General features: G+C 68.1%; 10 protein-coding genes, 1 tRNA gene and 2 pseudogenes. 6 read left to right on the forward strand and 7 right to left on the reverse strand.

Annotated elements, in window-relative coordinates:
• Nucleotides 1-6: 6 nt before the first annotated feature.
• A complete protein-coding gene (locus WME82_RS06300; protein ID WP_438042073.1) occupies nucleotides 7-1,761 on the reverse strand; it encodes a lipopolysaccharide biosynthesis protein in 1,755 nt (584 codons plus the stop codon).
• An 86-nt stretch (nucleotides 1,762-1,847) separates the two neighbouring features.
• Here WME82_RS06300 and WME82_RS06305 point away from each other — a divergent pair.
• The 3 genes from WME82_RS06305 (at nucleotide 1,848) to WME82_RS06315 (ending at nucleotide 5,498) form a co-directional block, all read left to right on the forward strand.
• Nucleotides 1,848-1,920 (forward strand) — tRNA-Asn (locus WME82_RS06305).
• Nucleotides 1,921-2,237: 317 nt separating this feature from the next.
• Nucleotides 2,238-3,365, forward strand: coding sequence for a hypothetical protein (locus tag WME82_RS06310; protein WP_438042074.1), 1,128 nt, complete (start codon nucleotides 2,238-2,240; stop codon nucleotides 3,363-3,365).
• Nucleotides 3,366-3,368: 3 nt separating this feature from the next.
• Nucleotides 3,369-5,498: an ATP-binding protein gene (locus WME82_RS06315; protein WP_438042075.1), complete on the forward strand. Its 2,130-nt coding sequence runs from the start codon at nucleotides 3,369-3,371 to the stop codon at nucleotides 5,496-5,498.
• 4 nt (nucleotides 5,499-5,502) lie between these two features.
• Here the strand turns inward: WME82_RS06315 and WME82_RS06320 are convergent, their stop codons facing one another.
• The 6 genes and pseudogenes from WME82_RS06320 to WME82_RS06345 all read right to left on the reverse strand — a co-directional run bounded on the left by WME82_RS06320 (nucleotide 5,503) and on the right by WME82_RS06345 (nucleotide 10,501).
• The gene (locus WME82_RS06320; RefSeq protein WP_438042076.1) at nucleotides 5,503-6,594 is read right to left on the reverse strand and encodes a HEPN domain-containing protein; all 1,092 of its coding nucleotides are present in this window, start codon (nucleotides 6,592-6,594) and stop codon (nucleotides 5,503-5,505) included.
• Between the two features lie 30 nt (nucleotides 6,595-6,624).
• A complete protein-coding gene (locus tag WME82_RS06325) occupies nucleotides 6,625-7,827 on the reverse strand; it encodes a DUF262 domain-containing protein (RefSeq protein WP_438042077.1) in 1,203 nt (400 codons plus the stop codon).
• 114 nt (nucleotides 7,828-7,941) lie between these two features.
• Nucleotides 7,942-9,030, reverse strand: coding sequence for a DNA methyltransferase (locus WME82_RS06330; RefSeq protein WP_438042078.1), 1,089 nt, complete (start codon nucleotides 9,028-9,030; stop codon nucleotides 7,942-7,944).
• 145 nt (nucleotides 9,031-9,175) lie between these two features.
• Entirely contained in the window at nucleotides 9,176-9,478 is a 303-nt protein-coding gene (locus WME82_RS06335; RefSeq protein WP_438045039.1) for a hypothetical protein, read from the reverse strand.
• A 34-nt stretch (nucleotides 9,479-9,512) separates the two neighbouring features.
• A pseudogene (locus WME82_RS06340) lies at nucleotides 9,513-9,791 on the reverse strand (nucleotidyl transferase AbiEii/AbiGii toxin family protein); the annotation flags it as partial.
• 104 nt (nucleotides 9,792-9,895) lie between these two features.
• Nucleotides 9,896-10,501: a type IV toxin-antitoxin system AbiEi family antitoxin domain-containing protein gene (locus WME82_RS06345; protein WP_438042079.1), complete on the reverse strand. Its 606-nt coding sequence runs from the start codon at nucleotides 10,499-10,501 to the stop codon at nucleotides 9,896-9,898.
• A 399-nt stretch (nucleotides 10,502-10,900) separates the two neighbouring features.
• Between WME82_RS06345 and WME82_RS06350 the strand changes: the two genes are divergently transcribed.
• The 3 genes and pseudogenes from WME82_RS06350 (at nucleotide 10,901) to WME82_RS06360 (ending at nucleotide 13,328) form a co-directional block, all read left to right on the forward strand.
• Complete coding sequence (locus WME82_RS06350; RefSeq protein ID WP_438042080.1) at nucleotides 10,901-11,092, forward strand: hypothetical protein; 192 nt, start codon at nucleotides 10,901-10,903, stop codon at nucleotides 11,090-11,092.
• 360 nt (nucleotides 11,093-11,452) lie between these two features.
• A pseudogene (locus WME82_RS06355) lies at nucleotides 11,453-11,668 on the forward strand (efflux RND transporter periplasmic adaptor subunit); the annotation flags it as partial.
• Nucleotides 11,669-11,708: 40 nt separating this feature from the next.
• Complete coding sequence (locus WME82_RS06360; RefSeq protein ID WP_438042081.1) at nucleotides 11,709-13,328, forward strand: FtsX-like permease family protein; 1,620 nt, start codon at nucleotides 11,709-11,711, stop codon at nucleotides 13,326-13,328.
• The last annotated feature ends 24 nt before the right edge of the window (nucleotides 13,329-13,352 follow it).

Raw genomic sequence — 13,352 nt, forward strand, 5'->3', positions numbered from 1 at the left:
GCGGAGCTAGGCGCGCCGCGCGCCGCGCCCGAACGCCTGCTTGAGGGCGGCGAGGTCCTCGCGGCCGACCTCGCGCGTGGCGACGAGGACGGCGAGGTACACGAGGGCGACCAGGATCGCCTCGCCGAGCACGGCGATCTTGCCGAGCCACGGGAGCTGCGCGCCCACGGCGATCCCGGCGAGCAGCGCGGCGCCGACGCGGAGCGCCGTCCGGGCGGGGACGAAGCCGCCGGCGGCGCGGTGGAGCAGGGCGCCGCCGGCGACCGCGGCGGTGGCCAGCGCCAGCGAGGTGGCGACGGCGGAGCGCACAAGCATGTCGGGGCCGAACGCGGCGCGCGGGACGGCGATCGAGCAGCCGGTGGCGACGAGCAGGACGGTGGTGGCCGTGAGGGCGGCGGCCACGCGCTCCCGGTGCAGGCTGGTGAGCGCGGCCGAGGCGACGCCGAGGACGGCGAACGCGCCCATGCCGAGGGAGAGGACGCGGAGCGTGTCGCCGCCGCGGCTCCAGATCTCGACCGGGAAGGCGAAGCGCAGGACGTGCGGGGCGAGGCCCGAGATCGGGGCGCAGAGGAGCCCGGTGAGCAGGAACGAGAGGCGGACGCCCGTCATGGCGTAGCGGCGGACCGCCGCGCGATCGTGCTCGGCGTGCGCGCGGGCGAGCATCGGGAAGAGGATGAACGTGACCGAGAGGAGCAGCTGGTACGGCAGGAACGCGAAGAGCTGCGCGCCGCGGTAGACGCCGATGAGGTCGTCGGCGGCCTTGGCGCCGAGCGCGAGCCCGCTCGTGGCCTGCCCGAGGAAGCGGCGGAGGAGGAAGAAGTCGGTCTGGAGCAGGAGGTTCAGGAACGTCTGCGAGACGGCGAGCGGCAGGAGGAAGGCGGCGTGCTGGCGGATCGAGGGGCCGGCGCTGCCGGGGCGGCCGAGGCCGGTCCTGGTGAGCGCGAGGGGGACGATGACGGCGGCCGCGGCGACGAAGCCGGCGATCGCGCCGAGGACGCCGCTCTGGCCGGCGCGCAGGAAGAGCAGGGCGAAGGCGGCGATGCTCGCGGTGCGGAGCGCGCCATAGCCGACATCGAAGGCGGCCTGCGTGACGAAGCGCCGCTGGCCGTTGAGCGCGCCGACGAGCGGGGCGTAGAGGCCGTAGAGGAGCACGACGGCGGCGGCGAGCCGCAGCGGGCCGGCGACGTGCGGGGCCTCGGAGAAGTCGGCGATGGCGCCGGCGAGGAGCGCGAAGCCGGCGGAGACGACCACGGCGAGGAGGGCGTGCAGGGCGAGCGTGCGGCGGAAGGCGGCGGCCACGTCCTCTTCCGCGACGCTGGAGACGGCGCGCGAGACGCCCTGGATGCCGGTCGCGACGATGACGTTGTTGACGACGCCGACGCCCGCGAGCACGACGGAGACCGCGCCGTAGCCGTCCGTGCCGAGCAGCCGCGGGAGGATGAGCTGCTGGACGAAGCCGAAGAGGATGAAGGAGACCTTGGCGCCCGCGATGGCGAGGCCGCCGCGGCCGGCGGAGCGGGCGGTGGCGGCGGAGGGGGCCGGAGAGGCGGCGGCGGGGGCGGGGGAGGAAGCGGCAGGAGCCGGGGCGGCCTGCGCGGGGTCCGCGGCGGTTCGCGAGGGATCCGGGGCGGAGTGCGGGGGATCCGAGGGCGCCGGGGCGTCCGGCGGATGCGGCGGGAAGGGCACGGCGGCGCGCTGCACGGCGGCGTTGTCGCAGAAGCACGCCGGGCGGGCAATCTCGCGCGGAGCGGGCGAGCACACCGGGCGTCACGTAAACTTCAGCGGCGGTGCGGATTCGCTTGACGGGAAGGCCTCGCTGACTATCCTCGCGCCCGTCTCCAACGCATTCCAGCTTAGCTCAGTTGGTAGAGCAGGCGGCTGTTAACCGCCGGGTCGCTGGTTCGAGTCCAGCAGCTGGAGCTACTCCTGCGGGATCGCTGAAACGCGATCTCGCTCTTTTAGAACCGGCCTCGGAGAGCGATCTCCGGGGCCGGTTCGTTTCTGGCCCACGCTTCCGCGATCATCGGCGCGCACGACGCGCGCGTGGGTAGCGTTCGAGCAGAGAGCGCCGCGAGCGTGAAGGCGCGCGCGACGAGGGCGTTCTGCACGGCGCTCGCGCTCTCTCTTCTGTCCTCCGGATGAGAGAAGCCGAGAGCGGCTAGCAGCGGAGGGCCTTCGGGCGGGACGATGCCGTTGACGTTTAACTGGCCAGGCGTGCCCTGATACACTGTCAAGCTGTGATTGACCCCGAGAGCATGGCGCAGCTGCGCAAGGAGCTTCGGGAGCGGATGGTCGAGGACCGGAAGCTTCTGGAGGAGCTGCGCGCCGAGGTGCGCTCGGGGCTCGTCGATGCGCGACGGATCATGCCGAGGCAGACCACCGCCGTGTCTCTGGTGGGCACCGACGGCGGGAACAACCGCGTCGAGTTCGACCCCTTCATGGCGCAGCTCATTCGCGTCGTCGACTCGAGCAACAACGAGTACTGCCTCGAGGTCGTCACGCCAACGTCGGACCTCGTCGCGCTCTCGAAGCGCCACCTCGAAGACGGAAGCGCCAAGACCCCGCTCGGCAAGATGATGAAGTTCCTCGGCGTGACGTTCCTCTGGGAGCTGTCGCCGATGATCAAGAAGCCGCCGGCGACGCCCTCGCCAAGCTGGGTACAGGTCTACCGGGAGCTGACGGAGTGGGCGGTGCTCTTCTCGCTCCTGCGCGAGAAGGACTACGGCACGGACACGGTGATCGTCTGGGACGGCCTGCTGCGCAGCAAGGTGTTCTCGACGACGCTCTTCGCCGACCTTCGCAAAGGCATCGAGGAGGCCCTGCGCACGCAGAAGGCGAAGCGCCGTAACATCTACGTGGTCGGGGTCGCGAAGCACTCCAAGGTGCTCCAGCGATACCGGCTCGCCATGATGCTTGAGGGCACCATGCGCACCGACTACCCCTGCTACTCCGACGTTTCGCGCGAGCTGGAGCAGAACGCGTACGTCTGGTCCGAGTACGCGCGCGGCGGCGAGGTCGAGACCGGCGAGGTCAACAAGTTCGTCGCCGGCAAGATGTTCTTCGTGAAGTTCGGTGGCCGACCGCGCGACCCGATCTGGCCCGTCGATCTGCTCGAGACGCAGCTCAGCGACGCCCAGCTCATCTTCGGCAGCCTGCTCGCTGATGCGATCGAAGGCTTCCCGGTGCCGTTCTACCCGCGGTGCCTCCAGCGGGCGCACGAGAACGCCGCACTCGTCGACTTCGACATGGACATCCTCCAGCAGGGAATCGTGAACGCGATCCGCGAGTCCCTTGGCGAGAGCGCTCCCGTTCTCGACGAGCTGGCCCTCATCGACGCGGACCCTGCGGGAAAGCGGTACGGATAAAAAATGGCGGACCTCAACCTCTTCCCTGACGCCCAGGTCGTCGGCGTCTTCCGTGGCTTCCGCGAAGGTGGCATGGAGTTCCACGCCGACCTCGCGCTGCCCTACCGCACCGAGTTCCACAACACGCCCATGCACGGCCAGTTCTTGCTCGTGCAGCTCGAGACGCCCGACGAGGCCGTGCTCGGGCGCATCACGTCGCTCTCGTCCGAGGGGCGCCTGAGCGGCCCGTCTGGCGAGGACTTCAACATCCGCGCTGTGCGCGAACGGCGTGCCGTCCCCGAGGGGCTGCGCGAGGACTACCTGAAGTACCGCGTGAACATCCGCGTGCTCGGCGTCCTCCGCAAGAACAACGGTTCGCTCGTGTTCGTCCCCTCGCACCGACGCCTGCCGCACGTCGGCAGCCCTGTCGCGTTCCCCTCCGGTGCCGTGCTCCGCGAGATCGCGGGCCACAACCAGCTCGGCGCCGAGCTTGGGTTCTTCGCGCTCGGCGAGTACGTCTTCGCCAAGGGCGACGAGCGACTGAACGCCGAGAACTGGATGCAGCTCCGTGACCCGACGATCACGGTGAAGTTCGACATCGCGAATCTCGTGTCGCGCCGGTCGTTCGTCTTCGCGCGTGCCGGCTTCGGTAAGTCGAACCTCAACAAGCTGCTCTTCAGCGCGCTGTACTCGCAGACGCCCACTGTCGAAAAGCGCGGCGGCAAGAAGGTCCCCGTCGGCACGATGATCTTCGACCCCGACGGCGAGTACTTCTGGCCGGACGACAAGGGTCGCCCCGGGCTGTGTGACGTGCCCGCGCTCGAGAACCAGGTCGTCGTCTTCACCTCGCGCGCGGCGCCGAGCCCGTTCTACCAGTCGTTCGTCGCGGGCACGATCAAGCTCGACATCCGCCGCCTTCGCCCTGCCGACGTCATTTCGATCGCGCTGCCACCGGAGCGGCAGGACCAGCAGAACGTCAGCAAGCTGCGGGGGCTCGATTCGAGTCGATGGGAGCAGCTCGTCAACCTCATCTGGTCGGATCGCAACGGCGCCGACCTGGACGAGATCAAGGAGTTGCTCGGTCTCGCCGATGGCCAGGACGCTGAGGCTCTCGCTGCGCGCGGCAACATGACGAAGATCGTCTCGCAGCTTCATGACCCCGCGAGCCGGCTCCTCGACCTCCTCATTCAGGCGCTGCGCGACGGCAAGCTGTGCATCGTCGACGTCTCCCAGCTTCGCGGCGGCGCGTCGATGATCCTCTCCGGTCTCATTCTTCGCCGCATCTTCGACTGGAACCAGGAGCAGTTCACGCGCGCCGACTCTGCCAGCATTCCGACGATCGCCGTGGTCGAGGAGGCGCAGAGCGTGCTGAACGACAAGGCCTCGGCCGCCACACCCTACATCGAGTGGGTGAAGGAAGGCCGCAAGTACGACCTCGGGGCCGTGCTCATCACGCAGCAGCCGGGCAGCATCCCCGTCGAGATCCTCAGCCAGGGCGACAACTGGTTCATCTTCCACCTGCTCTCGGCGAGCGACCTGCAGAACGTGCGGAAGGCGAACGCGCACTTCAGCGATGATCTCCTGAGCAGCCTCCTCAACGAACCGCTGGTCGGTCAGGGCGTGTTCTGGAGCAGCGTGAAGGGCAACGCCTACCCGGTGCCGCTGCGCATCCTCTCGTTCGAGAAGATGCACAAGACGCGCGACGTCAGTTACTCGCTTCCGGCAGTCCAGAACTATGCGACGAAGCTGAGAGAGAGCGGTCCCACTGCCTCGCCCGTAGCTGCAGCACCACCTCGATCTTACACCACCACCGCTGACGTTCCGGCGCAGGTCGATGATGAGGACACGCCCAGCATCGCTGAGACGCCTCCCGACGCGCTTCGCTCCGACATCGACATCGCAATCGACGCGGTCGCGCAGGACGCTGAAATCAGGAAGTCACTGCTCCAGGGCAACGGCATCCCGTGGGGTGTATTGATGGGCAAGGTGAAGGCGGTGCTCCCCGCGAGCCTTCAGCAGGACAACAACCGCGTGAACCGCCTCATCGTCGAAATCGTAACGAAGATCCTCGGTGGCCCCCAAGACAAAGCCTGGGCGACCGAACAGCGAACGGTTCAGTCGGGGCGCTCGGTTCGGTTCATCATTCGGCGCTGACCCTCTATGCGGCTGGCGCAGCTGCAACAGTCAGTGGGCTCCAGACCAAGTCGTCATCGGCCGCGAGGGCAACCAGCTTCGCGTCGGCGCTCTTGGGGAACTTGAAGTCCAGGCCGACGCCAACGCCCGTGGGCGCGTTCGCGTTCACCGCCAGTTCCGGCACGTCGGCATCATCGACTCGTAGGCTCTGGATGCGTCCCCAGCGAGCTCCGGTGGACTCCACGACGACAAACACCGGTTGGCCGACGAAGAGCCTCTGAGCAGGCTTGTCGACGACGACGACCGTGCGGCCCCTGAAGGGCCCATCCCCGTCACGCAACGCCAGTTCGATGCGGCCGCTGGACGCTGCATGGTGGGTCTCCAGGTAGCGGCCGACGACCAGCCCGAAGATCGAGGTCGCCAAGCTCTCGATGAAAGCCACAGCCTCGCTCATGTCCGCGCCTCCGAGGAGGTTCATGGGGTTGCCTCCACGGTGGGCGACCTGGTTCCTCCGCTCGACGATGTCCTTCAGACGCTCGTCGATCACCGTTCGTTTCACGCCGTCCTGCGGCGGCGTGTCGAGCCCCTGCGCGGTGCAGTACCAGGCGACGATCGCGTCGGCGCGACATGCGCGGTCGCAGATCTGCTCGATGCCAACCGCACCGAAGAGAGCATCGACCTCGCCCGCGCGCAGGTTCGCGTCGTGCGCGATCACCACCGCCTCGTTCAGCTCGTAGGGCCTTGCGCCGCTCAGGCATTCGAAGAGGTTCTTGACCACGCCCAGCTCGCTGAGGCCGACGTAGCGGCTATACCCGCGTCGACCGCGCCACAGGAGTTCTGCCGTTCCGGCGAGATGCTTGTCCGTCAGCTTCTTCGGGAGGGCCGCGTAGTCGAGGCGCCCGGCCTCGAGCCGCACGTACGCGGTGACGAGATTCTCGACGAACTTCTCGAACGACGCGTACAGCGCGACGACGAAGGCCCCGTAGTCGAAGCGACGCCGGATCGAGACGTACTGCTGCACCACCGTGTCCTTGTGGCCCACCAGCGCGGCGTTGACCGGGTCGATCGACGCCACGAGCGCCTTCAGCTCGGCCAGCTCCGTGATGAGTTCATCCAACGTAGAACGCACAGGCAGGCTCCGTCGCGATCACTTTTTGGTCTTCGTGATCGCGGCGGCGAAGGCCTCGCTCACGCAACGGTTGCGGTCCTGGGTGTCCTTGAAGTTTGTGCGACGCCCAGAGAACAGCTCGTGATTCGTCTTGTACATGGCCTCGAGCTCGTCACGCAGGACGGCCTTCTTCGCGACGAGCTTCGCTCGATGCGGGACAACGTCGGCGCTGTTCGCCACGAACATCAGCGGGTCGTAGACGATCTTGGTGGGGCGCTTCGACGAGCCGCGCACCGTGAAGGCCTCGGTCCCCAGCACCTCCCAAAGGAAGGCCACCGTTGCCTCGAACATCGCCTTGTACTTGGCAAGCAGCGTCGGCGCGAAGCTGTTGCCCCCCATGATGAAGCGGTCGAGGAACTCGGAGATCTTGTTGAGGTTGAACTTGGAGGTGATCTGCCGGTACGCGAAGAAGCGCAGCACGAGTTCGACGTCCTCCATCTTCTCGAACATGCGCGTCCCCGCTTTGGTCGGCTCGTCGACGGCTTCGTCGGCCTCTTCTTCGTCGGTCTCCTTCTCCTCGGGCGACGGATCGAGCGGAATGCCCCACATGCGCCGGAAGCTCTCGTTCTCCGATAGCGCGAGGCACAGCGAGTTGAGCGGTCCGCCATAGACCGCGTTGCGGGTCTCTTGGCTGCCCAGCTTCACGCCGCCGGAGTTGAGGCGCTCGAAGACCATCTTCTTCAGCATCGCGGCCTGCTCCTCGGTCGTGGCCGTCTCCTTGAGGAGGATGATCGACGAGATGTAGCGGCGGTCGATGCCGTCTTTGACCTTTGACGGAAGTGTTGAGTAGGTGCGCCCATCAAGGTCCGACCAGTACTGCAGCCCGGTGAGCTCGAACTTGTCGGCGTAGAACTCGCTCAGCGCAGTCAGACGCTGGCGCCCGTCCATCACCTCGAAGCGCGCGAGCTCGCGCTCGTAAAGAAACACAGGTGGCACCGGTACGTTCATGAGGAACGACTCGATGAGCCGGGACTTCCGCTCGACGCTCCAGCGATGCCGACGCTGGTACTCGGGATCGAGCTTGTAGCGGAACTCCTTTTCACCGCCTTCGCCGTCGATCTTCTCCTCCAACATCTTGAGGATGCCAGCGAGCGGATAGCGCGCCTGCTCCGTGACGATGCGGATCTCGCCCTTCGCGTAGCGACTATTGAGCTCCTCGTCGCTGACCTTCTTCTCGGTCACGTCGTCGTCGAAGGAGACCTTCTCGCCCTTGAGGAGGTGGCTCGCCGCTGGCTGTTGCGTCTTCGCGCCTGCCGCCGCCTTCTTCTGGTTGCCCTTCGTCACTGGCTCTCTCCCTCAGGCACGGTGGCAATACACGTCATGTTCGGTGATCGCCTTCTTCGGCACGGCCTGGAACTGCCGCACCTGTCGGCGGCCGCTGTCGGAATCAGGCACGGCCTTCGCCGTCTTCATCCTCCAGCCGGAGTCGACCAGCGACTTCTTCAGCACGTCCATCGGCACGGCATCGCGGTCGTGTATGCCTCCGTAACGGATGATGAGCCGCGCGTCGTTGGTCGTGTGCTTGGCGACGTTCTTCCATACGCGCCCCATCTCCGCAGCGAAGTGGTCGGCCCCCGAGTGCTCGAGCTGCCCCTCGGGCTGGCGGTACTCGACGTAGTCGGGGCCGCCAAGGAACCAGAGCCGAAGCCACTGGTCCGGCAAGTACGTGCGCATGCCGAAGTACGGAGGCGAGGTGACCACGAAGCGCGCCTTGGGCGTGTCCGTGAACGTGTCGGCCACGCGGCTGTCGCCGAGCAGCACCTTGCCGCCGACATTCGGTGGCGGCTCCGTGAGGTAGCGGTCCGCCCTCGTCTTGATGATCGACAGCACGTCGACATCGACCGGCTGCATGCCTCGCGCTGTCCAGAACTTCACTGCGTACTTCGGCTTCGGGGCGAACGTCCTCGGCGACTGGTTCGAGAAGTACGACGGGGCCCCCTTGGGGCGCGGGCCGTGGAGCGCACCGAGCACGATCGCTCGCAGCAGGATGCGCGTGTCCGAGGAGCAATCCGCGAGCAGCGCCTCGCGGACCTGGCAGATCTGCACGAGTGTGTGCTCGTGGTACGCGAGCCTCCAGAACTCGCCCGTGGGCAACGACGTCGGCTCCTTGGCCGCCTTCAGGATGGCTCTGGCGCTCGCGGTGACTCCGCTTGGCGTTGCCGTGGCGAGCTTCGCCTGCGCGAGGGCGGCGGCCACCGGGCTGCTGTCCACCCCGACCGAGGGCATCTTGCGTAGGCGAGCGGCGAAGTTCGTGGTGCCGCGCCCGCAGAAGGGATCGATGACCCAGTCGCCTCGCTTGCCGTACTGCTCCAGCACGCGCAGCGGGAAGTCGAGCGGGTACATCGTGTAGTACGGGCAGACCGCGTTGAGAGCTTCGTTGCTCATGGAATGCCTCCGGCGGACGGACAAAGCCTCAGAGCAGCCGCCGACGGGGACGTGAGGGAGAGTGGGTGCTTCATGGCGGGCTCACCTCGACCCAGCCGATCAGCTTCGCGGCGTAGCTGCCGCCCTCGGGAACGATCTCCCGGTGCTACAGCTCGCGCTCGAGCATCGGCTCGACCTTCTCGTGGAGCAGCGCCTTGCGCGCTGATGCCGTCGTGCCGTTGACGTGGCCCGTGCGCGTGAAGACGCTCGCACCGAGCCGTTCGAGGCGCGAGTTGCGCTTGCCGTCGTCGCTCACGCCGAGGGGCAGCACGGTGGCGCGGTGCTCGCCCGAGGGCCCGCGCGTCTCGACAAGCCACCAGGTCAGCACGCCCGGGCCTTCGGAGCCCGACACGGCTACGCCGATGCTCTCGGGCGAGACGGCCTGCCAGCGCTTGATGGCCTCCTGCACAAGCGGATGTTCGAGGCCGAGGAGTTCGAGGTCGGCGAACGCGCACGCCCTCGTAGTCCGCGTCCTCCTTGATGCGCTCGGTCTTCACGGTGGCCGGGTCGAACACCATGTCGTCGGGTTCGACGTCGGCGGCGCAGACCTCGCGGACCACGCGCTCGAGGTTCCCGAGTGAGTTGTCGAGGCGGCCGAGAAAGTCGAAGTCCTTCGTCGCGCGCGCCAGCGGCGCGTCCCACACGTGCAGCATCAGCGCGCCCTTGAGGACGAAGCGCGCGCGGTGAGGGGTCGTCGCCAGCCGGTAGAGGAACCGCTCCATCGCGTAGTACTGGAGCAACTCCTGGAACGGTCGCTTCGAGGCGTGCGCGTGGTTCTGGAGACGAGCCTGCACCGAGGCAGCGAGGTTCGAGACGTTCTTGACGGTCACAGCGAAGCCTCCAGGTAGGGGCGCATCGCGCGCTCGACGTGGCGCATGCGGGCGTACTTCAGGACGACGTCGAGCTTCCTGCGGCGGCGTTCACGCCAGAGCCGCAGCGACTCCAGCACGACGTTCATGCCGAGCTGGTTCCGGTAGCGGAAGCAGTCGACGAGGGTCTTCTCGGGGTCGTAGATGCGAACTGGCGCGCCGTCGAGCTCGTGGGTCTCGATGCCCTCGTGGAACGCCGGCCCCGAAAACCAGAAGAACCGCGTCGGCGGGTAGTCGAGGCGCGGCTTCGTCTTTCCTCGCTCGAGCGCCACCTCGATCGTGTGCGGCACCTGCGTCGTCAGCTCGTGGAACGAGAGCGCCGAGATGAGGCAGAGCACGCCCTGCGGGACGCGCTTCGCCACCGTGACGATGTCCGGGTGCGCCAGCGGATCGAGCGACGCGAGGCGGTACACACCTCGGGAGATGGGCTCGACGACGCCGGCGTCGCGCAGGGCGTAGAGCGTCTTCCGGTTGATGCCCAGGCGCAGCGCTTCGGCCATGCGGAGGCCGCCGCCATGCTGGCGGAACAGCTCGACCTCGCGCTTGAAGACCTGTGCAGCCACGGGGACATATTGCCTGCAAACCTATATGATGTGAAGTGGTTTTGTCCCCACGCCTGGACCCGAGCGGGGTGACGAACGGCCCCGCACCCGTCGTGGGACGGTGCGAACGCTGGAGAGCGTCCCGGTCGTCCCTCTCCAAGTGCCTGAAATCCTGCGCTCGGCTTCTCGCTGGGACGGTACGAGCGGAGAGAACTCGTCCCGCAGAAAGCCCTGCGAACGGGTTGGTTACGAGCCACAAGTGCGGAGCCATTCCTCTCTCCTTGCGAACATCGCGGCGAGGCGCGGTTCACGGAGCGCACCGAGGCACATGCCTCGGGGGGCTTCGTCTCTTCTCCCGCGCCTGCGTTCCGCGTGACGGCCTCGCAGGCCGCGCCGGTTCGGTGGTAGACGGTTCGGCAAATGAGGACGCTCCTTCGGCGCCCTGGCCTCTGGCTCCTGATCGCGTTGCTCGCGGCCTCCACGATCGTGATGGCGGTGCGCGCGCGCGGACCCAAGGTGAAGGTCGCCGTGGCCGCTCGAAAGGATCTCGAGCAGCGCGTCGTCGCGAGCGGACGGGTGAGGGTGCCGACGCGCGTTCAGGTCGCGGCGTAGGTCCCGGGCCTCGTCGTCGCGGTCGGCGCGATCGAGGGGCAACGCGTGAAGGCGGGCGATCTCCTCGTGCAGATCGACGACGCCGAGGCGCGCGCGGCGGTGTCGCAGGCGAAGGCCGCCGTCGACCAGGCGAACGCGCGTGTCGAGCAGCTCCGCCGCGTCGGCGCGATCGTCGCGACAGAGGCGCTCCGTCAAGCGGAGACGAACCTCGAGCGTGCCGAGGTCGAGCTCGCGCGGGTGCGAGAGCTCTCGGCGTCGGGGGCGGTCGCTCAAGCCGAGCTCGACAACGCCCAGCACAGCGTCGAGCTCGCGCGCGCGCAAAAGGTCGCGGCGGAGGCGCAACGCATCGCGTCGACGCCGATGGGCGCGGACTCCCGCGTCGCGCTGACTGCGCTCCTCCAGGCGCAGGCGCAGTATGTCGGCGCGAACGTTCGCCTCGCGCAGACGCGGATCGTGGCGCATCAGGACGGCGTCGTGCTCACGCGCTCCGTGGAGCCCGGCGACGTCGTGCAGCCGGCGCGAACGTTGATGGTGCTCGCCGCGGACGGGAGCCCGCAGCTCGTCTTCCAGCCCGATGAGCGGAACCTCGCGTGGATCGCGCTGGGGCAGAAAGCGCGTGTCCGCGGACGCCTATCCGCAACAGGTGTTCGACGCCGATGTGAGCTACATCGCGCCTTCCATCGATCCGCAGAGAGGCAGTGTCGAGGTGCGCCTCGCGGTGCCGCGCGCGCCAGCCTTTCTCTTGCCCGACATGACCGTCTCCATCGATCTCTCGGTCGCTCGGCGCGAGAATGCCCTCATCGTTCCGAGCGACGCCGTGCGCGACGCGGCGACGCCGGCGCCTTGGCTGTTCGCGGTCGAGGGCGATCGCCTCGTGCGCAAGGACGTGAACTGGGCATCCGCGGAGAGGGCGCCGTCGAGGTCGTCGAGGACCTCGGCGAGGGGAGCGTCGTTGTGTTGCCCGACGGACGGGTCCATGCGCCGGGCCAGCGCGTGCGCACGGAGCTCGATTGAGATGCCGTTCGAATGGTTCGTGGCGCTGCGCTACCTGCGCGACGCGAAGGGGCAGACCGCGCTGATCCTCGCGGCGGTGTCGGTGGGCGTGAGCGTCATCGTCTTCCTCTCCGCGCTCATCAACGGCCTCCAGGTGTCGCTCATCGACAAGACGCTCGGCTCGCAGCCGCACGTCACGTTGCAGGTGCAGCGCGAAGCGGCGCGTCCGCTCGTCGACCCCTCGAACGATCGCGCCGTCGCGCGCTCCGTGCAGCCCGCGCCGCAGCGCCTTCGCTCCATCGACCACTGGCCGCTCGTCATGGCCGACGCGGAGCGCACCGCCGGCGTCGTCGCCGCGTCGCCGGCGATCGTGGGCGCCGGCTTCGCCGTCCGCGCCGAGGCGAAGAACGCCGTCGTCGTGCGCGGCGTCGATCCCGAGCGCTTCCTCGCGATCATCGACGTCCGGAAGCGCCTGCTCGGAGGTCGGTTCGACGTCACCGAGGGCGACGCGGTCATCGGCGCCGTGCTCGCGAACGAGCTCGGCGTCGGCGTCGGCGACAAGATCCGGATCACGACCACCGAAGGGATCGACGATGTCGTCGCGATCACGGGCATCTTCTCGCTCGGCAACGAGGCGGTCGACAAGACCTGGGTGATCACGTCGCTCCGCAGGGCGCAGACGCTCTACGCACTCCCCGACGGCGCGACCTCGATCGAGCTTAAGGTCGCCGACGTGTTCGCCGCCGAGGCCGTCGCGGGCGAGCTGCGCGGGAGGACGGGGCTGAAGGCGGACAGCTGGATGAAGATCAACGCCGAGCTGCTCACCGGCCTCTCGGCGCAGAGCAGCTCGAAGAGCATGATCCAGTTCTTCGTCGTCCTCGCGGTCGCGCTGGGAATCGCGAGTGTGCTCATCGTGTCGGTCGTCCAGAAGTCACGCGAGATTGGCATCCTCCGCGCGGTCGGCACGTCGCGGGGCCGCGTCCTGCGCATCTTCCTGATCCAGGGCGCGGTCCTCGGGCTCCTCGGGTCGTTCGTCGGATCGGCGCTCGGGGCGCTCCTGTCGAAGCTCTTCGAGGGCCTCGTGCGCGGGCCCGACGGCGCCCCGAAGTTTCCCGTGCAGCTCGATCTCGAGCTCTTCGTGCTCGCGACCGTCCTGGCGCTCGGCGTGGGGCTCCTCGCCGCGGTGCTCCCCGCGCACCGTGCCTCCAGGCTCGATCCGGCGTCGGCGATCCGCCATGGCTGATCCGCTGCTTGTCGTCGAAGGTGC

This window comes from Sorangium sp. So ce128 (genome assembly GCF_051525245.1).
Classification (GTDB): domain Bacteria; phylum Myxococcota_A; class Polyangia; order Polyangiales; family Polyangiaceae; genus Sorangium; species Sorangium cellulosum_B.